Origin of the sequence: Serratia sp. SCBI, assembly GCF_000747565.1 — a bacterium.
Taxonomy (GTDB): domain Bacteria; phylum Pseudomonadota; class Gammaproteobacteria; order Enterobacterales; family Enterobacteriaceae; genus Serratia; species Serratia ureilytica.
Genome location: NZ_CP003424.1, coordinates 2,282,270 through 2,303,080, shown reverse-complemented (window position 1 = coordinate 2,303,080; position 20,811 = coordinate 2,282,270). Strand labels below are relative to the sequence as shown.

19 protein-coding genes and 1 pseudogene are annotated in these 20,811 nt (G+C 61.5%); 13 read left to right on the top strand and 7 right to left on the bottom strand.

Annotation, left to right across the window (positions count from 1 at the left end; genetic code table 11):
• Positions 1 to 14: 14 nt before the first annotated feature.
• A complete protein-coding gene (locus SERRSCBI_RS10820; protein WP_033640470.1) occupies positions 15 to 383 on the bottom strand; it encodes a hypothetical protein in 369 nt (122 codons plus the stop codon).
• A pseudogene (locus SERRSCBI_RS10815) lies at positions 380 to 977 on the bottom strand (NUDIX domain-containing protein). Before SERRSCBI_RS10815 ends, SERRSCBI_RS10820 begins: the two are co-directional and overlap by 4 nt.
• A 96-nt stretch (positions 978 to 1,073) precedes the next feature.
• On the opposite strand from SERRSCBI_RS10815, the gene SERRSCBI_RS10810 reads away from it, so the two are divergent.
• The 3 genes from SERRSCBI_RS10810 to SERRSCBI_RS10800 all read left to right on the top strand — a co-directional run bounded on the left by SERRSCBI_RS10810 (position 1,074) and on the right by SERRSCBI_RS10800 (position 3,627).
• On the top strand, positions 1,074 to 1,829 hold the full coding sequence (locus tag SERRSCBI_RS10810; protein ID WP_042784408.1) for a DeoR/GlpR family DNA-binding transcription regulator: 756 nt from the start codon (positions 1,074 to 1,076) through the stop codon (positions 1,827 to 1,829).
• A gap of 135 nt (positions 1,830 to 1,964) precedes the next feature.
• Positions 1,965 to 2,963: an adenosine deaminase gene (add, locus tag SERRSCBI_RS10805; RefSeq protein WP_042784406.1), complete on the top strand. Its 999-nt coding sequence runs from the start codon at positions 1,965 to 1,967 to the stop codon at positions 2,961 to 2,963.
• Between the two features lie 118 nt (positions 2,964 to 3,081).
• Complete coding sequence (locus tag SERRSCBI_RS10800) at positions 3,082 to 3,627, top strand: AAA family ATPase (RefSeq protein ID WP_042784405.1); 546 nt, start codon at positions 3,082 to 3,084, stop codon at positions 3,625 to 3,627.
• 11 nt (positions 3,628 to 3,638) lie between these two features.
• On the opposite strand, the gene SERRSCBI_RS10795 is transcribed toward SERRSCBI_RS10800, so the two are convergent.
• Together SERRSCBI_RS10795 and SERRSCBI_RS10790 are read right to left on the bottom strand one after the other, a co-directional pair.
• A complete protein-coding gene (locus SERRSCBI_RS10795) occupies positions 3,639 to 4,643 on the bottom strand; it encodes a bile acid:sodium symporter family protein (RefSeq protein WP_033640474.1) in 1,005 nt (334 codons plus the stop codon).
• Positions 4,644 to 4,716: 73 nt separating this feature from the next.
• Entirely contained in the window at positions 4,717 to 5,757 is a 1,041-nt protein-coding gene (locus tag SERRSCBI_RS10790) for an oxidoreductase (RefSeq protein WP_042784403.1), read from the bottom strand.
• A 235-nt stretch (positions 5,758 to 5,992) separates the two neighbouring features.
• Here SERRSCBI_RS10790 and SERRSCBI_RS10785 point away from each other — a divergent pair, with 235 nt between their 5' ends.
• The 4 genes from SERRSCBI_RS10785 (at position 5,993) to rsxC (ending at position 10,027) form a co-directional block, all read left to right on the top strand.
• Positions 5,993 to 6,433 (top strand): DUF2569 domain-containing protein, encoded by a 441-nt coding sequence (locus SERRSCBI_RS10785; protein ID WP_004938446.1) that lies wholly within the window; start codon positions 5,993 to 5,995, stop codon positions 6,431 to 6,433.
• Positions 6,434 to 6,568: 135 nt separating this feature from the next.
• Positions 6,569 to 7,150: an electron transport complex subunit RsxA gene (gene rsxA / locus SERRSCBI_RS10780; RefSeq protein WP_004938443.1), complete on the top strand. Its 582-nt coding sequence runs from the start codon at positions 6,569 to 6,571 to the stop codon at positions 7,148 to 7,150.
• The gene (gene rsxB / locus SERRSCBI_RS10775; RefSeq protein ID WP_004938428.1) at positions 7,150 to 7,722 is read left to right on the top strand and encodes an electron transport complex subunit RsxB; all 573 of its coding nucleotides are present in this window, start codon (positions 7,150 to 7,152) and stop codon (positions 7,720 to 7,722) included. Before rsxA ends, rsxB begins: the two co-directional genes overlap by 1 nt.
• Positions 7,715 to 10,027: an electron transport complex subunit RsxC gene (rsxC, locus tag SERRSCBI_RS10770; RefSeq protein WP_042784401.1), complete on the top strand. Its 2,313-nt coding sequence runs from the start codon at positions 7,715 to 7,717 to the stop codon at positions 10,025 to 10,027. Before rsxB ends, rsxC begins: the two co-directional genes overlap by 8 nt.
• A gap of 33 nt (positions 10,028 to 10,060) precedes the next feature.
• On the opposite strand, the gene SERRSCBI_RS10765 is transcribed toward rsxC, so the two are convergent.
• Entirely contained in the window at positions 10,061 to 10,954 is an 894-nt protein-coding gene (locus tag SERRSCBI_RS10765; RefSeq protein ID WP_033642950.1) for a helix-turn-helix domain-containing protein, read from the bottom strand.
• 365 nt (positions 10,955 to 11,319) lie between these two features.
• Between SERRSCBI_RS10765 and rsxD the strand changes: the two genes are divergently transcribed.
• The 5 genes from rsxD to dtpA all read left to right on the top strand — a co-directional run bounded on the left by rsxD (position 11,320) and on the right by dtpA (position 16,499).
• A complete protein-coding gene (gene rsxD, locus SERRSCBI_RS10760; protein WP_042784399.1) occupies positions 11,320 to 12,405 on the top strand; it encodes an electron transport complex subunit RsxD in 1,086 nt (361 codons plus the stop codon).
• Between the two features lie 9 nt (positions 12,406 to 12,414).
• Entirely contained in the window at positions 12,415 to 13,044 is a 630-nt protein-coding gene (gene rsxG, locus SERRSCBI_RS10755; protein ID WP_033652583.1) for an electron transport complex subunit RsxG, read from the top strand.
• A complete protein-coding gene (locus tag SERRSCBI_RS10750; RefSeq protein WP_033642947.1) occupies positions 13,041 to 13,739 on the top strand; it encodes an electron transport complex subunit E in 699 nt (232 codons plus the stop codon). The genes rsxG and SERRSCBI_RS10750 overlap by 4 nt, the downstream gene beginning before the upstream one ends.
• Entirely contained in the window at positions 13,739 to 14,380 is a 642-nt protein-coding gene (gene nth, locus SERRSCBI_RS10745; RefSeq protein ID WP_019455952.1) for an endonuclease III, read from the top strand. Before SERRSCBI_RS10750 ends, nth begins: the two co-directional genes overlap by 1 nt.
• A 604-nt stretch (positions 14,381 to 14,984) precedes the next feature.
• On the top strand, positions 14,985 to 16,499 hold the full coding sequence (dtpA, locus tag SERRSCBI_RS10740; RefSeq protein ID WP_033642946.1) for a dipeptide/tripeptide permease DtpA: 1,515 nt from the start codon (positions 14,985 to 14,987) through the stop codon (positions 16,497 to 16,499).
• A gap of 75 nt (positions 16,500 to 16,574) precedes the next feature.
• Here the strand turns inward: dtpA and SERRSCBI_RS10735 are convergent, their stop codons facing one another.
• Together SERRSCBI_RS10735 and SERRSCBI_RS10730 are read right to left on the bottom strand one after the other, a co-directional pair.
• Positions 16,575 to 18,668, bottom strand: coding sequence for a prolyl oligopeptidase family protein (locus SERRSCBI_RS10735; protein ID WP_042784397.1), 2,094 nt, complete (start codon positions 18,666 to 18,668; stop codon positions 16,575 to 16,577).
• Positions 18,669 to 18,862: 194 nt separating this feature from the next.
• A complete protein-coding gene (locus SERRSCBI_RS10730) occupies positions 18,863 to 19,426 on the bottom strand; it encodes a helix-turn-helix domain-containing protein (RefSeq protein ID WP_042784395.1) in 564 nt (187 codons plus the stop codon).
• A 115-nt stretch (positions 19,427 to 19,541) separates the two neighbouring features.
• Between SERRSCBI_RS10730 and SERRSCBI_RS10725 the strand changes: the two genes are divergently transcribed.
• The gene (locus SERRSCBI_RS10725) at positions 19,542 to 20,729 is read left to right on the top strand and encodes a benzoate/H(+) symporter BenE family transporter (protein WP_042784394.1); all 1,188 of its coding nucleotides are present in this window, start codon (positions 19,542 to 19,544) and stop codon (positions 20,727 to 20,729) included.
• Positions 20,730 to 20,811 lie beyond the last annotated feature (82 nt).

Genomic DNA, 20,811 nt, shown 5'->3' with positions numbered 1-20,811 from the left:
TGCCCGCCCCTCGGTTACGCCTGAACAGACGGAATTTCCTCCAGATGACGATAGACCGTCAATCCCCATTCGTTAGCCAACCGCACGTCGTTATCGGCCCCCGCAGACGCCCCTTCGATGCGATACACCGCCTGACACTGCGCAATCAGTCGGTGAGCCACCGGGTAAAGAAACGCCTCGCTGACCGCATCGCCAACCTGAGTGGAACCGGCCGCGGCCGCCAAAGGCAGCGCCAGCCATTCGCCGATCACCGGCACGTGCCCCCGTTGGTAGACCGCCAGCGCCGCCTGTTCGAGGCGCGCCAGATTGGCGGCGATACGCTGCGGATCGCCATCGGTGCCGCTGCGATAAGGGCCGGCGATCAAGATTTGTTGTGCTTTCATCGTTGTTCCTCCAACGTCCGATTCAAGGCGACAAACTGCAGCAGCATGATAGTTTTGGCGTCAACGATCGTACCCTGACGAACCGCCTGCAGGGCCTGCGCCAGCGGCAGCTCGATCACCTCCAAATCTTCCCCCTCCGCCGCCAGCCCGCCGCCCTCGTTGAGGCGATCGCTCGCCTGATATTCACCGACGAAAAAGTGCAGCTTTTCGGTGACCGAACCAGGGCTCATGTACGCCTCAAACACCTTCTCCACGTTCTGCACGAAGTAGCCGGTTTCCTCTTCAACTTCGGCGCGGATGCGCGCCTCCGGCGACGCGTCGTCCAACAGCCCGGCGGCGGCCTCAATCAGCATGCCGTCATGACCGTTGACGAACACCGGAAAGCGGAACTGGCGCGTCAGGATCACCGTCTGCGCCTGCCGGTTGAACAGCAAAATCACCGCGCCGTCACCGCGATCGTAAGTCTCACGGCTTTGCCGCTGCCAGACGCCATCGCGCCGCAGAAAATCAAAGGTGGTTTTTTTTCAGCAGGTACCAGTCATCGGACAACACCCGGGTTTCGACAATACGAACCCTGTCTTTGGTGGCTATCATCGGTTTACTCCGCCAGAGGAAGGAAATGGATACTATCGTGCAGTTTCGTGTATGATCAAGATATTTCGTGCATAGGAAATTTGAGAGGAAATGGCCATGTTGACCAGCCAACGCAAGAAGATCATTTTGGAAAAACTGGCCCAGGAGGGTCAGGTCTTGGCCAAACAGCTCAGCGAGATGTTCGGGCTGTCGGAAGATACGGTCCGGCGCGATCTGCGTGAACTGGACGCCGAGGGGTTGCTGCAACGGGTGCATGGCGGCGCCCTGCCGGTTTCTTCCGCCATCGCCAGCTTCGCCGAACGCAATCAGTTGGAATCCGGCGCCAAACGCGCGATCGCCAAAGCGGCGGCGGCGCTGATCGCCCCCGGCCAGGTGGTGATCATCGACGGCGGCACCACCTCCGCAGAGCTGGTCAGGCAACTGCCGGCCAACCTCAACGCCACCATCGTCACCCACAGCCCCAGCGTCGCCGTGGGCCTGGTCGATCACCCCACGGTCGAGGTGATCCTGATCGGCGGCCGACTGTATAAGCATTCGATCGTCAGCGTCGGCGCCGCCGCCGTAGAAGCGATGTCGCATATCCGCGCCGATATTTATTTCATGGGCGTGACCGGCGTGCACCCCACCGCGGGGCTGAGCACCGGCGATCTGGAGGAGGCTTACATCAAACGCGCGCTGGCGGCTCGCGCGGCGGAAACCGTAGTGCTGGCTTCCGCCGCCAAGCTTAACGCCGCATCGCAGTATGCGATCGGCGATATTACGCTGGCGCACACCATCATCGTTGAGCGGGCTACCGATGACGCGCTGATCGCGCCGTTGCAGCAGGCGGGGGTCAGCGTGTTGAAAGCCTGATTCACGACGATAATGCGATATATCGCGCATTATTTGTGATCCACATCACTTTTTTATGCAACGCAATGGCAAGTTTCATCCATTTGTTTTTATACTGTTCTGCACTTTACCTACGATAATTAGCGAGTGCCCAGCATGATCGATCCCCGCCTACCGCTTACCGATATTCACCGCCATCTCGACGGCAACATCCGCGCGCAGACCATTCTCGACCTCGGCCGCCAGTTCAATCTCGCCCTGCCGGCCAACGATTTGGAGAGCCTGCGCCCGCACGTGCAGATCACCCATGCCGAACCGGATCTGGTCAGCTTCCTGCAGAAACTGGACTGGGGCGTGGCGGTGCTGGGCGATCTGGACGCCTGCCGCCGGGTGGCATACGAAAACGTCGAGGACGCCGCCAACGCCGGCCTGCACTATGCCGAGCTGCGTTTCTCCCCTTACTACATGGCGATGAAGCATCAACTGCCGGTCGCCGGCGTGGTGGAAGCGGTGATCGACGGGATCCGTTCGGGCTGCCGCGATCGTGACATCGACATTCGCCTGATCGGCATCATGAGCCGCACCTTCGGCGAGGCCGCCTGTCTGCAGGAACTGGAAGGATTGCTGGCGCACCGCGACGGCATTACCGCGCTGGATTTGGCGGGCGATGAGCTGGGCTTCCCCGGTAGCCTGTTCCTCAACCACTTCAGCCGCGCCCGCGACGCCGGCCTGCGCATCACCGTGCACGCGGGCGAAGCCGCCGGCCCGGAAAGCATCTGGCAGGCGATCCGCGAGCTGGGCGCCGAACGTATCGGCCACGGGGTGAAAGCGGTCGAAGACCCGGCGCTGATGGACTTCCTGGCGGAACACGGCATCGGCATCGAATCCTGCCTGACCTCCAACATCCAGACCAGCACCGTGCCGTCGCTGGCGCAGCATCCGCTGGCCACCTTCCTGCGCCACGGCGTGCTGGCGTCGATCAACACCGACGATCCGGCGGTTCAGGGCATCGAGATCGAGCATGAATACCGCGTCGCCGCGCCGCAGGCCGGGCTGACGCCGGAAGAAATCCGCACCGCGCAGGAAAACGGCCTGAAGCTGGCTTTCCTCAGCGAGCAGGAAAAACAGGCGCTGCGCGCCAAAGTTCAGGGCTAAATCCCCCCCAGGCGCCAAACGGCGCCTTCTTCTCATCCCTCTCCCCGCCGTCTTCTTCCGACTGCTCGTCTTTATCGCTGTGTTACCCCATGACCCTGCTGCAAGAGAGGAATTTCGCATGTCTGACAAAACACGCCGCATCGTGCTGACCGGCGGCCCCGGCTCGGGCAAAAGCACGCTCATCGACGTTCTTCATCGCCGCGGCTTTCCGCACTCGCAGGAGGCCGGCCGGGCGATTATTCAGGATCAGGTGAGTATCGGCGGCCATGCGCTGCCGTGGGGCGATCGCCAGGCCTTCGCCGAGCGGATGCTCGATTGGGAACTGCGCTCATGGCGCGAAGCGACGGGGGAAACATGCTGGTTCTTCGATCGCGGCCTGCCGGATATCGCCGGTTACCTCACGCTGTGCGGATTATCGATCCCCGCCCCCTTAACGGCGGCGATCGACGTCTTTCGCTATGCCGATACTGTGTTCATCGCCCCGCCGTGGCAAGCGATCTACGTGCAGGACAGCGAGAGAAAACAGTCTTTCGCCGAAGCCGAGCAAACCTATCGGGCGATGGTGGCCGTCTATCGACGCTATGACTATCAGCTGCAAGAACTGCCGCACGCCTCACCGGACGAGCGCGCCGACTTTCTGCTCGACGCGCTGGGCCGCCGTTAGCGGCCTGCGGCCTATTTGGCCGCCAGCGCCTCCGCCTCGGCCCGCTGTTTAGCGGTTTTACGCGCATAGCGCTGCGCCAGCACCGCGCACACCATCAGTTGCACCTGGTGGAAAATCATCAGCGGCAGCACCATGGCGCCCACCGCCGCGGCCGGGAACAGCACGTTGGCCATCGGGATGCCGTTCGCCAGGCTCTTTTTCGAGCCGCAGAAGACGATGGTGATTTCATCGGCGGTGTTAAAGCCCAGCCAGCGCGCCGCGTAGGTGTTGATCACCAGCACCACCGTCAGCAGCACCAGCGACATCACCAGGATGGTCAGCAGCGACCAGCCGTCGATGCGATGCCAAATCCCTTCCACCACCGCCGCGCTGAACGCGGTATACACCACCAGCAGGATCGACGAACGGTCGGTCAGGTTGATCAGTTTGCGATGGCGATCGATCCACTTGCCGATCAATGGCCGCGCCAGGTGGCCGATCACGAACGGCACCATCAATTGCAAAATGATCGAACCGATGGCGTGCAGCACGTCGGTATTACCGCCCTGAGTATGCATCAACGCCCCCACCAGCAGCGGCGACAGGAACACGCCGAGAATGCTCGACGCCGAGGCGCTGCAGATCGCCGCCGCCACGTTACCGCCTGCCGCCGACGTAAAGGCGATGGCCGACTGCACCGTGGCCGGTAGCGCGCACAGATAGAGGAAGCCGAGATAGACCGTCGGCGTCATGATGCCCGGCACCAACAGGTTCATCGCCAGCCCGAGCAGCGGGAACAGCGCAAAGGTGCTGAGGAACACCAGCAGATGCAGCTTCCAGTGACTCATGCCGGCGATGATCGCCTCGCGCGACAGCTTGGCGCCGTGCATAAAGAACAGCAGCGCGATGGCGGCGGTGGTCAGGTGTTCAAAGAAGGTTTTCCAGATGCCTTCGCAGGGGAACAGCGAGGCGACGATCACCACCAAAATCAGAACCAGCAAAAATTTATCAATGCGCAAACGCTGCAACCAGGACATGAAACGGATTTCCTTGCACGTAGAGTCGTAAAAAGGCCCGACGTTGCGCCGGGCCACAGAAAAGTGGGCGGGATCAGACCACCGGCAGCGCCTGCTGCAGCCGGGCCGATTCCAGCCCCAGTTCGATCAATGCCATCACCGCGATGGCGTCGGCGGCCGGCACCGGATTTTCGCTTATGCCGGCAATCGCGTCGCGCACCGCCGCGTAATAAGCCGGGTAGTTGCCGGGAATATTGAGCAGCGGCTGTTCCGCCAGCAGGTCACCACGTGACAGCGTCACTACACCCTCGCGCATGTCATAACCCCAGTCGGCCTGCGGCAAGCGTTCGCCTGCCTTCAGCCGGTCTTCCTGCGGATCCAGGCCGTATTTGACATAGCTGCCGCGGGTGCCGTGCACCACATAGCGCGGGCTCTCCGCCGCCGCCAGCATGCTGGCGTGCAGCACCACACGGCGATCGCCATAGCTCAGCAGCGCGTGGAAATAATCCACCGCCTGCGCCCCCGGCCGCAGCTCACCCAGATCGACAAACAGCCGCTCGGGTTTGCCGAAGAGTTGGAGCGCCTGATCGAGCAGATGCGGCCCCAAATCGAACCAGATGCCGCTGCCGACGCCGCCCTGTTCGCGCCAGCGCTGACGCACCTGTGGCCGGTAACGATCGAAGTGCGACTCGAAGTACACCACCTCGCCCAGCGAACCGTCGTTCAGCAGCGCTTTGAGTGTCAGGAAATCGCTGTCCCAGCGACGGTTGTGGAACACCGACAACAGCAAACCGCTCTGCTGCGCCTGTTGCTGCAGCGTCTGAGCTTGTGACAATGTCACGGTAAACGGTTTGTCCACGACCACGTGCTTGCCGGCGGCCAGCGCCTGTTGCGCCAGCGGGAAATGGGTATCGTTGGGGGTAGGAATCACGATCAGATCGAGGGCCGGATCGGCGAACAGCGCCTGCGCATCGCCCACCACCGTCATCGACGGCCAGTCCGCGCGCACTTTGCCGGCATCGCTGCTGGAAACGGCGGCCAGCTCCAGCCCGGGCGTACCGGCGATCAGCGGCGCATGAAAGGTTTTGCCGGCGTAGCCGTAACCGACCAGCCCGACACGAATTTTCTCAGCCATGGGATTTCCTCTTGCAGGCTCACGACAGACCCTTTCGATTTGACACCATGCGGACGGCTGGAACAAGAAGTAAATGAGATGTTAATTCGAAGCGGGGTCGGCACGGCGCCGGAGTAGCCAAACGTGCGGCCCGGTCCCGCGATGCCGAGCTATCCGGTTGATAGGGATGACGAAGCCGGTATTACCCGCTAAGCTATGCCGCCTGTGATCCCCGTTTCAATCAGGAAGCCGTTTTATGTCTCAAGCTGAATACTCTCGTATCGGCGGTTGGTTGCTGGCCCCGCTGGCCTATCTGATCGTCACCCTGCTCAGCGCCAGCCTGATGCTGCTCCTGTACGCCATGGCGATCTTCATGCCCGAGTCGCGCGACTATCTGTTGACCAACGCCCAGGCGTTTACCCTGCAGTGGTACTTTTCGGTGTTGACCACGCTCTTGATGTGGGGCTTCACCCTGTGGCTGGTATTTCTGTTTTGCCAGCGGTCGCAGCGCTTCCCTAAACTGTTCTTGTTATGGCTGCTGATCACGGTGATCCTGGCGGTGAAAGCCTTCGCCTTCGCGCCGGTGCCAGATGAAGTGGCGGTGCGCAGCCTCGGCTGGCCGCTGCTGATGGCGGCGCTGCTGGTGCCTTACATCAAGCGTTCGCAGCGGGTCAAAGGGACCTTTACCGAACGTTAAAGGCGATTGCAGCACATTTTATTGGGTAATTTGTGTAAATTTTCACCAAAAAAGGCAATACCCCTGCGATTCATATGTTGTCGTCCGGCCGCCGATTCCCGATAATAGGCGGCTTTTATTTTTTTAGGCATCGCAATGACCGAATACCTGCTCCTGTTTGTCGGCACCGTACTGGTGAACAACTTCGTTCTGGTGAAGTTTCTTGGCCTGTGCCCGTTCCTCGGCGTTTCCAAGAAGCTGGAAAGCGCCATCGGCATGGGAATGGCCACCACCTTCGTCATGACGCTGGCCTCCGTCAGCGCCTGGGTGATCAACACCTTTATTCTGGTTCCGCTGGATCTGGTGTATCTGCGCACGCTCTCCTTCATTCTGGTGATCGCCGTGGTGGTGCAGTTCACCGAGATGGTGGTGCGCAAGACCAGCCCGGCGCTCTATCGCCTGCTGGGCATCTTCCTGCCGCTGATCACCACCAACTGCGCGGTGCTGGGCGTGGCGTTGCTTAACGTCAACCTCGGTTATAACTTCCTGCAGTCCGCCGTTTACGGTTTCAGCGCCGCCGCCGGTTTCTCGCTGGTGATGGTGCTGTTCGCCGCCATTCGCGAACGTCTGGCGGTGGCCGACGTGCCGGCGCCGTTCCGCGGCTCCTCGATCGCACTGATCACCGCCGGGCTGATGTCGCTGGCCTTTATGGGCTTTACCGGGCTGGTGAAATTCTAATGACTGCGTTGTGGATAGCTATCGCGGCTTTGAGCGCGCTCGGGCTGCTGTTCGGACTGGTGCTGGGCTACGCCGCGCGCCGTTTTGAGGTGGAAGAGGATCCGGTCGCCGAGCAGGTCGACGCGATCTTGCCACAGAGCCAGTGCGGCCAGTGCGGCTACCCCGGCTGTCGCCCCTATGCCGAGGCGGTGGCCAACGGCGAGATGATCAATAAATGCGCGCCGGGCGGCGAACAGGTGATGCTGAAACTGGCGGAGCTGCTCAACGTGGAGCCGCAGCCGCTGGGCAGCGAAGCCGCCGCCGAGCCGGAGCGTAAAGTGGCCTATATCGACGAGGCCAACTGCATCGGCTGCACCAAGTGCATTCAGGCTTGCCCGGTTGACGCCATCGTCGGCGCCACCCGCGCCATGCATACCGTCATTACCGACCTCTGTACCGGCTGCGATCTGTGCGTCGCCCCTTGCCCTACCGACTGTATTGAAATGAGACCGGTCGCCACCACCACCGCCAACTGGAAGTGGGACATGAAGACGATCCCGGTGCAAGTGATCCACGTGGAGCAACATGCTTAATCTGTTCGCCGCCTTTAAAAAAGACCGGATCTGGGATTTCGACGGCGGGATCCATCCACCGGAAATGAAGACTCAGTCGAGCGGCGCGCCGCTGCGTGTCGCCCCTCTGCCCAAGACCTTTATCATTCCGCTGCAGCAGCATCTGGGGCCGGAAGGCGAACTGTGCGTCAACGCCGGCGATCGGGTGTTGAAAGGCCAGCCGCTGACCGTCGGCCGCGGGCGCACCGTGCCGGTGCACGCCCCGACCTCGGGCACCGTTAGCGCCATCACGCCGCACATCACCGCTCACCCTTCCGGGCTGTCGGAGCTGTGCGTGATTATCGAGGCAGACGGCGAAGACCGCTGGTGCGAGCGCGAGCCGGTAGCGGATTACCGCCAATCGCCCGCCGCGGAGCTGATTCAACGTATTCATCAGGCCGGCATCGCCGGTCTGGGCGGCGCAGGTTTCCCGACCGCCAGTAAACTGCAAGGCGGCATGAGCGGCGTGGAAACGCTGATCCTCAACGCCGCCGAGTGCGAGCCTTACATCACCGCCGACGATCGCCTGATGCAGGAACATGCCGATCAGATCGTTGAAGGCACGCAGATCCTGCAACACATTCTGCAGCCCAAGGTCACGCTGATCGGGATCGAAGACAACAAGCCAGAGGCGATCGCGGCGCTGAAACAGGCGTTGCGCGGCCAGACCGGCATTGCCCTGCGCGTCATCCCCACCAAATACCCGTCCGGCGGCGCCAAGCAACTGACCAAGATTTTGACCGGCAAGGAAGTGCCGCACGGCAAGCACTCCTCCGCTATCGGCGTGCTGATGCAAAACGTCGGCACCGCCTTCGCCATCAAGCGGGCGATCGTCGACGGCGAACCGTTGATTGAGCGCGTGGTGACCCTGACCGGCGAGGCGGTCGAGCGCCCTGGCAACCTGTGGGCACGCATCGGCACGCCGGTGCAGCACCTGCTTGATTTCGTCGGTTTCCGTCCGCAGGCGCAGCAGATGGTGGTGATGGGCGGCCCGCTGATGGGCTTTACCCTGCCCGCGCTGAACGTGCCGATCGTCAAGATCAGCAACTGCATTCTGGCGCCGACGGTGGATGAAATGACGCCGCAGGAACCCGAGCAATCCTGCATCCGCTGCGGCCTGTGCGTGGACGCTTGCCCTGCCGGGCTGTTGCCGCAACAGCTGTACTGGTTCAGCCGCGGGCAGGAGCACGACAAGGCGCGCAACCACAACCTGTTCGATTGCATCGAATGCGGCGCCTGCGCGTTCGTCTGCCCCAGCAACATTCCGCTGGTGCAGTACTACCGGCAGGAAAAGGCCGAAATCAAGGCTATCGATTTGGAAGCGGCGCGCACCGCCGAGGCCAAGGCGCGTTACGAGGCCAAGCTGGCGCGTCTGGAGCGCGAGAAACTGGCGCGCGAAGAGCGGCACAAAAAGGCCGCCGTCAAACTGACCGACGACGATCAGGGGGCGGTACAGGCCGCACTGGCGCGCGTACGCAGCAAGAATGCCGAAGCGGCGGTTACGCCGGTCGACGGCCAGCAGCCGGACAACAGCGAGATGATCGCCGCCCGCGAAGCGCGTAAAGCGCAGGCGCGTGAACGGCGCGCCCAGTTGGCGGCCGAAGCGGAACAAGCCTCGCCGGCAACCTCAGGTGACGACGCGCGTAAGGCCGCCGTGGCCGCGGCGCTGGCCCGCGTGAAGGCGCGCAAAGAGGCACCGGCCGCAGACATCACCGCCCCTGCCGCGACAGAGGACGATCCGCGTAAAGCGGCAGTCGCCGCCGCCCTGGCTCGCGTGAAGGCCAAGAAAGCGGCGCAGCAGGCGGACGCTCCGGCCGAGACAGAACCGGCTCCGGCTACCGCCGAAGAAGATCCGCGTAAAGCGGCAGTCGCCGCCGCCCTGGCTCGCGTGAAGGCCAAGAAAGCGGCGCAGCAGGCGGACGCTCCGGCCGAGACAGAACCGGCTCCGGCTACCGCCGAAGAAGATCCGCGCAAAGCGGCGGTCGCGGCGGCTATCGCCCGCGCCAAAGCCAAGAAAACGGCGCAGCAGGCGGACGCTCCGGCCGAGACAGAACCGGCTCCAGCTGCCGCCGAAGAAGATCCGCGCAAGGCGGCGGTCGCGGCGGCTATCGCCCGCGCCAAAGCCAAAAAAGCGGCGCAGCAGGGGGACGCTCCTGCCGAGACAGAACCGGCTCCGGCTGACGCCGAAGAAGATCCGCGCAAGGCGGCGGTCGCGGCGGCTATCGCCCGCGCCAAAGCCAAAAAAGCCGCCAGAGAATCGCTGGCGGCGGAAACGGAAGACAAATGATGACGGCGGCGCCTGGCCTACGCCGGGCGCCGTTTAATCGATAGAGATCAGATAGGTATAGTCCACTTCAATCTGACGCAGTTTGGACTCCGGGTTCCACTCTTTGGTTTGAATGATCTCCATTTCCATACTGCCGCGCACCTTATCCTTCAGCCCCGGCATCACATGCGACACCAGATAACCGAAAAACTGCAGACACTCCTTCGCCGTGCCCTTATGGTTGATGGAGATAAACTCGCGGCTCGGCAGATGGATGGTGTCTATCTGATGATTGGAAAGAATGTCCTTTTTATGTTCAGGATCGACCGCCATCACCAGCGTGGACGACAGCTCGTCGCCTTCCCCGGCCTGCGGGCAATAAATGCTGTAAATTCGCCGGCAGTCGACGTGCAACCCCTTGAAGAAGTCATTGAAAATCTCGTCCTTCATCGCCATGCAGGACGCGTACTCCAGCTCTTGTTCGGAGGCGAAATCCAGCCGGCGCGAGAAGCCGACCAGCTGCATCTCGGGCAGCGTCAGCCGCTTCACTTCCGGATAATATCCCGCGCCGTAGCTGGCTTCGAAGTTAAAGCGCGGCATCAGGTTTTTCACGTCCCAGTGCTCCATCGAGCGGTAGCGATTGGGCGTGGTGCCGAAGCGCTGCTTGAACATGCGAGTAAAGGTCTGCTGCGAGTCGAAGCCCAGCTCATCGGAGATGTCGATGATGGAGCGACGGGTGATGCGCAGCGCCACCGCGGCGCGCGTCAGGATGCGCGAACGGATATAGGTGGCGAGTTGAATGCCGGTAATACGCTTGAATTTACGCTGCAGATGCCACTTGGAATAGCCCGAAATACGCGCAACTTCATCCAGGTTTGGCCGTTTCTCCAGATGTATCTCCACCCACTCAATTAGCTCTTCAATAAAAAAAATGTCTTCATTTGTCATTATTATGGATTCACTGACTCAATAATGTTCGCGATAGTAACCTACACGTATTATGTGAAAGTTGTTATTTTGTGCGGAAATCTGGACAAAAATGATATTTCATTCATACGGTTACCCCATTTCTCAGGGGCGATGGCGGCACAAGTTCCACAGACAATTCCTCACGTTAGCCCATTTTCCGGCCAAAAAAAAATCAAATCGCGCCACGCCGATCTCAACGGGTGCGAAAAGCCGAATACCCCTATCATTAAGGCGTATTACCCTCGCATCGAATCAGGTAGAATGCTCGGCTATTATTTTTGCCGCGCCCGCAATTCGGCGCATCGAAACTGCCGCAGGCGCGGCGCAGAAGGTATCGTTACTCTATGAAGTTCAGGCCGGTATCACCCACAGCCGCCAAAGGCTTACACATCGCCAGCTCGCCGTTCACCCACAACCAGCAAAGCACCAGCCGCATTATGCTGTGGGTGATGTTGGCCTGCATTCCCGGCATCGCAGCACAGATTTGGTTCTTCGGTTACGGCGTGCTGATTCAGGTGGCGCTGGCGGCGATCGTCGCGCTGGCCGCAGAAGGCGCGATCCTCAGGCTGCGCAAGCTGCCGGTGCGCAGCCGGCTGGCGGACAACTCCGCCCTGCTGACCGCGCTGCTGCTCGGCATCAGCCTGCCGCCGCTGGCCCCGTGGTGGATGATCGTCATCGGCACCTTCTTCGCCATCGTCATCGCCAAACAGCTGTACGGCGGCCTTGGGCAGAACCCGTTCAATCCGGCGATGGTCGGTTACGTGGTGCTGCTGATCTCCTTCCCGGTGCAGATGACCAGCTGGTTGCCGCCGGATGAGCTGCGCGCCACCGCGCTGTCGTTCCACGACACGCTGCTGGCCATTTTCAGCGGCCATACCGCTCAGGGCACGACGCTGCACGAATTGCAGATGGGCGTTGACGGCATCAGCCAGGCTACACCACTCGACGGCTTCAAAACCGGTTTGCGCAGCGGCCACAGCGTTGAACAAGTGTTGCAGCAGCCGCTGTTCGGCGGCGCGCTGGCGGGCATCGGCTGGCAGTGGGTCAACCTCGGCTTTCTGGCCGGCGGCCTGTTTATGCTGGCGCGCCGCCTGATCCACTGGCAGATCCCCTTCAGCATGTTGGCCGCCATCGCCTTCTGCTCCGGTCTGGCCTGGTGGCTCGATCCGGCGCATCAGGCTTCGCCGCTGATCCACCTGTTCTCCGGCGCCAGCATGCTGGGCGCGTTCTTTATCGCCACCGACCCGGTCAGCGCCTCCACCACGCCGAAGGGCCGTTTAATCTACGGCGCGCTGATCGGCGTGCTGGTCTGGCTGATCCGCGTTTATGGCGGCTACCCTGACGGCGTGGCCTTTGCCGTGCTGCTCGCCAACATCACCGTCCCGTTAATCGACCACTACACGCAGCCACGCGTGTACGGCCATCGCTAAGGAGCCGCCATGCTGAATTCCATGAGAAAGCACGGCACCACGCTGGCGGTGTTTGCGGCGGTCACCACCGGCCTCACCGCCGTGGTCTACGCCCTGACGAAAACCACCATCGCGCATCAGGCGGCGCTGCAGCAAAAAGCCCTGCTCGATCAGGTGGTGCCGCCGGAAAATTACGATAACGTCATGCAGAACGAATGCTTCCTGGTCAGCGATCCGGCGCTGGGCGACGGCGCGCCACACCGTTTATACCTGGCGCGCAAAAACGGGCAACCGACCGCCGCCGCGCTGGAAACCACCGCGCCGGACGGCTACTCCGGCGCCATCAAGCTGCTGGTCGGCGCCGATTTCAACGGCACGGTACTCGGCACCCGGGTGATTGAACACCATGAAACCCCGGGGCTGGGCGACAAGATCGAACTGCGCATTTCCGACTGGATTTCCTTCTTCAGCGGCAAGAAAATCGAAGGCCCGGACGACAAACGCTGGGCGGTGAAGAAAGACGGCGGCATGTTCGACCAATTCACCGGCGCCACCATCACCCCGCGTGCGGTGGTCAATGCGGTGCGCCGCACGGCGTTGTATATGGAAACGCTGCCGCCTAAACTTGAAAGCTTACCTGCGTGTGGAGCCAGCGAATGAGTGAAGCCAAAGAATTGATCGTCCAGGGGTTGTGGAAGAACAACTCCGCCCTGGTGCAGCTGCTGGGCATGTGCCCGCTGCTGGCGGTGACCTCCACCGTCACCAACGCGCTGGGGCTGGGGCTGGCCACCACGCTGGTGCTGACGCTCACCAACGCCTCCATCTCCGCGGTGCGCCGCTGGGTGCCAAGCGAAGTGCGTATTCCGATCTACGTCATGATCATCGCCGCGGTGGTGAGCATCGTGCAGATGCTGATCAACGCCTATGCCTTCGGTCTGTATCAGTCGCTCGGCATTTTTATTCCGTTGATCGTGACCAACTGCATCGTCGTGGGCCGCGCCGAAGCGGTGGCCGCCAAGAAACCGGTCGGCCTCTCGGCGCTGGACGGCATGGCCATCGGCCTCGGCGCCACCGGCGTCATGGTGACGCTGGGTTCAATGCGCGAGCTGCTGGGCAACGGCACGCTGTTCGACGGCGCCGATCAACTGCTGGGCGGCTGGGCCAAATCGCTGCGCATCGAAGTGGTGCACTTCGACAGCCCGTTCCTGCTGGCCATGCTGCCGCCAGGCGCCTTTATCGGCCTGGGCCTGCTGTTGGCGGTCAAGTATCTGATCGACGAAAGAATGAAGGCGCGCAAAGCCCGCGCCGTGGCGGCGGAACCACTGCTGGAACAAGGACGTGCTGAGAAGGCCTGATGAACAAGCAGAAGCGACTGGAAATTCTGACCCGGCTGCGCGACAACAATCCGCATCCGACCACCGAGCTGGTGTACACCACGCCGTTTGAGCTGCTGATCGCGGTATTGCTGTCTGCGCAGGCCACCGACGTGAGCGTTAACAAGGCGACCGCCAAACTCTATCCGGTCGCCAACACCCCCGCCGCCATGCTGGCGCTGGGGGTTGATGGCGTCAAGGAGTACATCAAGACCATCGGTCTGTTCAACAGCAAGGCCGAAAACGTGATCAAGACCTGCCGCATGCTGCTGGAGCTGCACGGCGGCGAGGTGCCGGAAGATCGCGCCGCTCTGGAGGCGCTGCCGGGCGTTGGCCGCAAAACCGCTAACGTGGTGCTCAACACCGCCTTCGGCTGGGCGACCATCGCCGTGGACACCCATATCTTCCGGGTGTGCAACCGCACCCACTTTGCGCCGGGCAAGAACGTCGATCAGGTGGAGGAGAAACTGTTGAAGGTGGTGCCCGCCGAATTCAAGGTCGATTGCCATCACTGGCTGATCCTGCACGGACGCTACACCTGCATCGCGCGCAAACCGCGCTGCGGCTCCTGCATCATCGAAGACCTGTGCGAATATAAAGAAAAGGTTTATCCGGAATCCTGAGTCCGTTGGGTGCGGCAAACCGCACCCGCCGCGTCCTCTTCCCTCGCCAACGCCGCTTTTTTATCAAAAATGTGATATCGCGCAGCAGTAACCCCGGCGTTATCGCGGTTTTCAGTAAGAAACCCATCGCTGCGTTATTTTCAAGCAAAAAATTAGTCGAAAATTGCGGTGAACGTCACGCTTTCGGGATCACAAGGCGTTCACAAATGCCAGCCCCGTTTTCCTAAATTTCTATAATTTTACAAATCGCGCCATATACACAACATTCCAACGGATTAATAACCTCACGTACACTGATGCGCTAAAAAATAGCAATTCAGCAGAATATATCCCTGTTTAAAATTCGTATAGCTTTTAGTCAAAACAAAAAATCGATAAACCACTAAAAGCCGAAAGTTAATACTGCATAACATTTGCAACATCGCGGCATAATCCTGCCAGCGTTAAATGTAACCGAATATGACAAACTGCTTGCCACGTTGACAAAGATAGTGAACATTAACCGCCGTCCCCATCCTATAACAACGCAAAAGGATGCCGTTCCGCATCAACTTTTGTACTTTCCCGTCCCCTAAAGACGGGCTGCGAAAAAACAGAGGTACCCGTGTCAACAGCAAACAACCAACACCAGGAGAGCGTGAGCCTTAACGCGTTCAAACAACCGAAAGCATTCTATCTGATCTTCTCGATCGAACTGTGGGAGCGCTTCGGCTATTACGGCCTGCAAGGCATCATGGCGGTTTATCTGGTCAAGATGCTCGGTCTGAGCGAAGCCGACTCCATCACCCTGTTCTCTTCTTTCAGCGCTCTGGTATACGGCTTCGTCGCCATTGGCGGCTGGCTGGGCGACAAGGTGCTGGGCGCCAAACGCGTGATCGTGCTCGGCGCGCTGGTGCTGGCCGCCGGTTACGCCATGGTGGCCTACTCCGGCCACGACATCTTCTGGGTCTATCTGGGCATGGCGACCATCGCCGTGGGCAGCGGCCTGTTCAAGGCCAACCCGTCCTCCCTGCTCTCCACCTGCTATGAGAAAGACGACCCGCGTATCGACGGCGCCTTCACCATGTACTACATGTCGGTGAACATCGGTTCCTTCTTCTCCATGCTGGCTACCCCGTGGCTGGCGGCGAAGTACGGCTGGAGCGTGGCGTTCTCCCTGAGCGTGGTCGGCATGCTGATCACCCTGGTCAACTTTATGATGTGCCACAAGTGGGTGAAGAAAAACGGCTCCAGGCCTGACTTCAAGCCGCTGCATCTGCCGAAACTGCTGATGGTGCTGGTCGGCATCGTGGCGCTGGTCGCCGTGTCCAGCTGGCTGCTGCACAACCAGGTGATCGCGCGCTGGGCGCTGGCCTTCATCTCCGCCGGGATCGTGATCGTGTTCGCCAAGGAAGCCTTCGCCCTGCATGGCGCCGCACGCCGCAAAATGATCGTCGCCTTCCTGCTGATGCTGGAAGCGGTGGTATTCTTCGTGCTGTACAGCCAGATGCCGACGTCGCTGAACTTCTTCGCCATCCACAACGTGGAGCACAGCATCTTCGGCGTCGCCTTCGAGCCGGAGCAGTACCAGGCGCTGAACCCGTTCTGGATCATGCTCGCCAGCCCGATTCTGGCCGCGTTGTATAACAAGATGGGCGATCGCCTGCCGATGCCGCACAAGTTCGCTTTCGGCATGATCCTGTGTTCCTGCGCCTTCCTGGTGCTGCCATGGGGCGCCAGCTTCGCCAACGAACAGGGCATCGTGTCGGTCAACTGGCTGATCCTGAGCTACGCGCTGCAGAGCATCGGCGAGCTGATGATTTCCGGTCTGGGTCTGGCGATGGTGGCGCAGCTGGTGCCGCAGCGTCTGATGGGCTTCATCATGGGTTCCTGGTTCCTGACCACCGCCGCCGCGGCGCTGATCGCCGGTAAAGTCGCCGGTCTGACCGCCGTCCCCAGCGACATCAACGACGCGCACGCTTCACTGGCCATCTACAGCCATGTGTTTATGCAAATCGGCATCGCCACCGCCGTCATCGCCATCCTGATGATGCTGACCGCGCCGAAACTGTACCGCATGACGCTGGACACCAGCGAAGACCTGAATCAGAAAGCGCAGGAAGCCACGGCGGCTCACTGATCGCCTGTGGATTGAGCGTAAATAGAAACGCCGGGGTTAACCCCCGGCGTTTTTTTATGCCCGCAAGAAACGTGTTTACGCTGGCTTGCGCTTGCCGCTCAGGTTGGCCCACATGAATTCGCTCACCAGCGCGCTGTGGAACGCCGCCTGTTGCTTGTCGGCGGCGGCGCTGTGCCCACCCTCGGTATTTTCGTAGAAGTAAGCCTGCTGATACCCCATCGCCTGCATGCGCGCCGCCATTTTGCGCGCGTGGGCCGGGTTGACACGATCGTCGCTGGTGGCGGTATAGAACAGCACCGGCGGATAGGCCGTTTTCGCCTGAATATTGTGGTACGGCGAGAAGGTTTTGATATAGGCCCACTGCTCCGGCTTGCTCGGATCGCCGTATTCCGCGATCCACGACGCGCCGGCGGAGAGTTGGGTATAGCGCTGCATGTCCAACAGCGGCACTTCGCAGACGATGCAGCCGAACAGCTGCGGATACAGCGTCAGCATATTGCCTACCAGCAGGCCGCCGTTGCTGCCGCCGCGCGCGCCGAGATGCGGCGCGGAAGTCACCTTGCGCGCGAACAGGTCTTCGGCCACGGCGGCGAAATCCTCATAGGCACGATGACGATTCTGCTTGAGCGCCGCCTGATGCCAGGCCGGACCATATTCACCGCCGCCCCGAATGTTGGCCACCACGTATACCCCGCCGCGCTCCAGCCAGGCCGGCGCCTTGCCGCCCAGATAGCCCGGCAGCAGCGGCACTTCAAACCCGCCGTAGCCGTACAGCAGCGTCGGCGTGCTGCCGTCCAGCTTGAGATCTTTGGCGGCGATCTGGAAATACGGCACGCGGGTGCCGTCCCTGGAGCGCGCGAAATGCTGGCTGACCTGATAGCCGGCGGCGTCAAAGTCCTGCGGCGCCTGTTTCAGCAGCGTCGCTTCCCCGCCGTCGAGGTTGCCCATATACAGCGAGGTCGGCTGCAGGAACCCGCTGACCGTCAGGAAATAGGCGTTGCTCTCGTCGTCGATGCCGCCGGCGGAAAGGGTGCTGATGGCGCCGGGGTTGCCCAGCGGGCGACGTTGCCAGCTGCCGCCCTGCGGCGTCAGCACTTCCAGTCGGTTGACCACGTTATCCATGATGCTGAGGATCAGGTGATCGCGAGTGCCGCTGTAGCCGCTCAGCGCCTGCTCCGCCGTCGGGGTAAACAGCGGCTGCAGCTCGCGCTTGCCCGCCAGATAGTCGTCGAAATTGGCCGCCAACAGCGAGCCGGACGGATAGCGCTTGCCGCCCACGTCCCAATCGCTGCTCGGCTTTATCAGCAGCCATTCTCGATGCGTATCCAGCTCGGCGTCGGCGGGGATGTCGATTTTTTTCTGCCGGCCGTCCTGAGTCAGCAAGAAATAGTCGCGGCGGTAGAAGTCCAGGCTGCGGCCGACGAAATCGCGCTCAAAGCCCGGCGTGCGGTCGTGATAGGCGAAGACCGCCATGTCCTCGGGCTGCGCTTCGTACAGCGTTTCGGCGGCGCTCAGCGGCGTGCCGCGCCGCCAGCGTTTGGCGATGCGCGCGTAGCCGGACTGGGTCATCGAGCCGGGGCCGAAATCGGTGGCGATGAACAGCGTGTCCCGATCGACCCAGGAAACCCGGCTTTTCGCCACCGGTACGTTAAAACCGTCTTTGACGAAGCGTTTGGCCACCAGATCGAATTCGCGGATTTCGGTGGCGTCGCCGCCGTCCGGCGACAGCTGCATCAGGCAATAACGGTATTCCGGTGCCAGTGGTTGAGAGCCCTGATAAACCCAATCTTTGCCCTCCGCCTTGCCCAGCGCATCGATATCCAGCACCGTCTCCCAGGCCGGTTTGGCCTTGCGGTACTCATCCAGCGTGGCGCGTCGCAGCAGGCCACGCGGGTTGGCCTGATCCTGCCAGAAGTTGTAATAGTACTCGCCGCGTTTGCTCACCCACGGGATCTGGGTGTCTTTATTGAGGATATCCAGGACTTCGCGCTCAATGCGCTGAAAGTCTTCGCCCTGGCCGAAACGCGCCACGGTACGCTGATTTTCCTGCTGCACCCATTGCAGCGCTTTTTTACCCTGCAGCTCTTCCAGCCACAGGAATTCATCGCCGGCGGCCGCGCCGCCCTCCGCCGCCATCGCCAGGCGGATACTGTTGGGTAATGAAGTCATCGCGAATACGGCTCCTGCGGTTTGCGCACTGAGTTTAATAAACTGACGTCGATTGGTGACCGGCAAAATCAAGCTCCTTTTGAGTCGGCTGCAACGCCGCCTCGTCATGGGCGACAGCCTGTGAAATAAGAGTCATTTTCAACAAGGTAGGCGTTTGGCGGCGCGGAGTCAAAGCCCGCGGCCGCCGCGTTGAGTCAGGATTGAGGATAGTGGATCAGATCGTGAATGCGCACCGTGTGTGAACCGGCGTTGCGGTAGGCATGCGGCCGATCGGCCTGAAAGCGCATCGCCTCGCCGGCCGCCAGGCTGTGCCACTCGCCGTCTATCGCCAATTCCAACCGGCCGCTGATCACGATCACATGCTCAATCACGCCCGGCTCATGCGGCGACGATTCGCTGAGCGCGCCCGGCGCGAGATCGATGACGAACATGTCGAAACCCAGCTGGCGATCGTACGGAAACAGCGGCACCACGCGCATATCGGCGTTGTCCTGATCGTACACCGGAAACTCGCCGTAGCGGTGCAGCGTCGCCTGCTGCTGCGCGGGCGACGCCTCAAGAAAGGCGGAGAACGCCACGTTGAAACCGGTGGCGATCTTCCACAGCGTCGCCACCGTCGGGCTGGATTCGCCGCGCTCAATCTGCCCGAGCATCGCCTTGCTGACGCCGGTGTATTCCGCCGCCTGCGTCAGGCTCCAGCCGCGCTGCGCGCGCAGCGTGCGAAGGGTGTGCGCCAAATGGCCGGCAAGTTCCTGCATCCTGTTCTCCTCTGCATATCGCGCTCGATTATACCCGCTTGTGCGCTATAGCGCACGGTGCTATGCTAATTTCTCAACGTGCGTTATAACGCACACTCACCGATTGGAGCTCCTCATGCGCCCAGCCCTCTCCTTGCGCCATCTGACCCTGCCCGCCGTCATGGCCGGCTTTGTCGCCGTTCTGGTTGGCTACACCAGCTCTGCCGCCATCATTTTCCAGGCCGCCGCCGCTGCTGGCGCCACGCCGGCGCAGATCGGCGGCTGGCTGAGCACGCTTGGGATCGCGATGGGCGTCACCTCGCTGGGGCTTTCGCTGTACTATCGCACCCCGATCCTCACCGCGTGGTCGACGCCAGGAGCGGCGCTGCTGGTCACCAGCCTGCCCGGCACGCCGATCAATGAGGCGATCGGGGTGTTCATCTTCGCGTCGGGCCTGATCCTGCTCTGCGGCGTCACCGGGCTGTTCGCCCGCCTGATGGATTATATTCCGCAGGCGATTTCTGCCGCGATGTTGGCGGGGATCCTGCTGCGTTTCGGGCTGGACGCCTTCGCTTCACTGCAGCTCAATTTCCTCCTCAGCGCCGGTATGGGGCTGGCCTATCTGCTCAGCCGCCGTTACCTGCCGCGCTACGCCATCGTACTGACGCTGGCGATTGGGCTGGCGATCGCCGCGCTACAGGGCGATATCCATCTGGCGCAACAGGCGTCGGCGGTCGCCGTGCCGGAATTTATCGCGCCGCATTTCAGCTGGCCGACGCTGCTCGGCATCGGCGTGCCCTTCTTCGTGGTCACCATGGCTTCACAGAACGCCCCCGGGATCGCTACGCTGCAGGCGGCGGGCTACCGTGTCCCCACCTCACCGCTGATCGCCTGGACAGCGCTGACTGCGCTGCTGCTGGCGCCATTCGGCGGTTTCTCGGTGTGCATCGCCGCCATTACCGCCGCGATTTGCATGGGGCCGGACGTGCATCCCGATCCAAAGCGGCGCTATATGGGCGCGGTGGCCGCCGGCGGCTTCTATTTGTTGGCCGGGTTGTTCGGCGGCGCCATCGGCCTGCTGTTCAGCGCGTTGCCGGTCGCCTTGATCCACACCATCGCCGGGCTGGCACTGCTCGGCACCATCGGCGGCAGCCTGCAACGCGCGCTGCATGATGAAAAACAGCGCGACGCGGCGCTGATCGCCTTCCTCATCACCGCCTCCGGCGTCACGTTGCTCGGCATCGGTTCGGCATTCTGGGGCATTGTCGGCGGCGCCATCGCGCATCTGCTGCTGTCGCTGCCGCGGCGAACCACCGTGGCGTAACGGGCGGTCTACATTGACAAGCGGCGCCGTGGCGCCTTCACTTTCTCTGTCGTCTGAATGTCAATTCACATAATAAGTGACA

Coding starts and splice junctions, on each gene's coding strand:
- SERRSCBI_RS10820 (WP_033640470.1), bottom strand. CDS start 383: ATGAAAGCACAACAAATCTTGATCGCCGGCCCTTATCGCAGCGGCACC.
- SERRSCBI_RS10810 (WP_042784408.1), top strand. CDS start 1,074: ATGTTGACCAGCCAACGCAAGAAGATCATTTTGGAAAAACTGGCCCAG.
- add (WP_042784406.1), top strand. CDS start 1,965: ATGATCGATCCCCGCCTACCGCTTACCGATATTCACCGCCATCTCGAC.
- SERRSCBI_RS10800 (WP_042784405.1), top strand. CDS start 3,082: ATGTCTGACAAAACACGCCGCATCGTGCTGACCGGCGGCCCCGGCTCG.
- SERRSCBI_RS10795 (WP_033640474.1), bottom strand. CDS start 4,643: ATGTCCTGGTTGCAGCGTTTGCGCATTGATAAATTTTTGCTGGTTCTG.
- SERRSCBI_RS10790 (WP_042784403.1), bottom strand. CDS start 5,757: ATGGCTGAGAAAATTCGTGTCGGGCTGGTCGGTTACGGCTACGCCGGC.
- SERRSCBI_RS10785 (WP_004938446.1), top strand. CDS start 5,993: ATGTCTCAAGCTGAATACTCTCGTATCGGCGGTTGGTTGCTGGCCCCG.
- rsxA (WP_004938443.1), top strand. CDS start 6,569: ATGACCGAATACCTGCTCCTGTTTGTCGGCACCGTACTGGTGAACAAC.
- rsxB (WP_004938428.1), top strand. CDS start 7,150: ATGACTGCGTTGTGGATAGCTATCGCGGCTTTGAGCGCGCTCGGGCTG.
- rsxC (WP_042784401.1), top strand. CDS start 7,715: ATGCTTAATCTGTTCGCCGCCTTTAAAAAAGACCGGATCTGGGATTTC.
- SERRSCBI_RS10765 (WP_033642950.1), bottom strand. CDS start 10,954: ATGACAAATGAAGACATTTTTTTTATTGAAGAGCTAATTGAGTGGGTG.
- rsxD (WP_042784399.1), top strand. CDS start 11,320: ATGAAGTTCAGGCCGGTATCACCCACAGCCGCCAAAGGCTTACACATC.
- rsxG (WP_033652583.1), top strand. CDS start 12,415: ATGCTGAATTCCATGAGAAAGCACGGCACCACGCTGGCGGTGTTTGCG.
- SERRSCBI_RS10750 (WP_033642947.1), top strand. CDS start 13,041: ATGAGTGAAGCCAAAGAATTGATCGTCCAGGGGTTGTGGAAGAACAAC.
- nth (WP_019455952.1), top strand. CDS start 13,739: ATGAACAAGCAGAAGCGACTGGAAATTCTGACCCGGCTGCGCGACAAC.
- SERRSCBI_RS10735 (WP_042784397.1), bottom strand. CDS start 18,668: ATGACTTCATTACCCAACAGTATCCGCCTGGCGATGGCGGCGGAGGGC.
- SERRSCBI_RS10730 (WP_042784395.1), bottom strand. CDS start 19,426: ATGCAGGAACTTGCCGGCCATTTGGCGCACACCCTTCGCACGCTGCGC.
- SERRSCBI_RS10725 (WP_042784394.1), top strand. CDS start 19,542: ATGCGCCCAGCCCTCTCCTTGCGCCATCTGACCCTGCCCGCCGTCATG.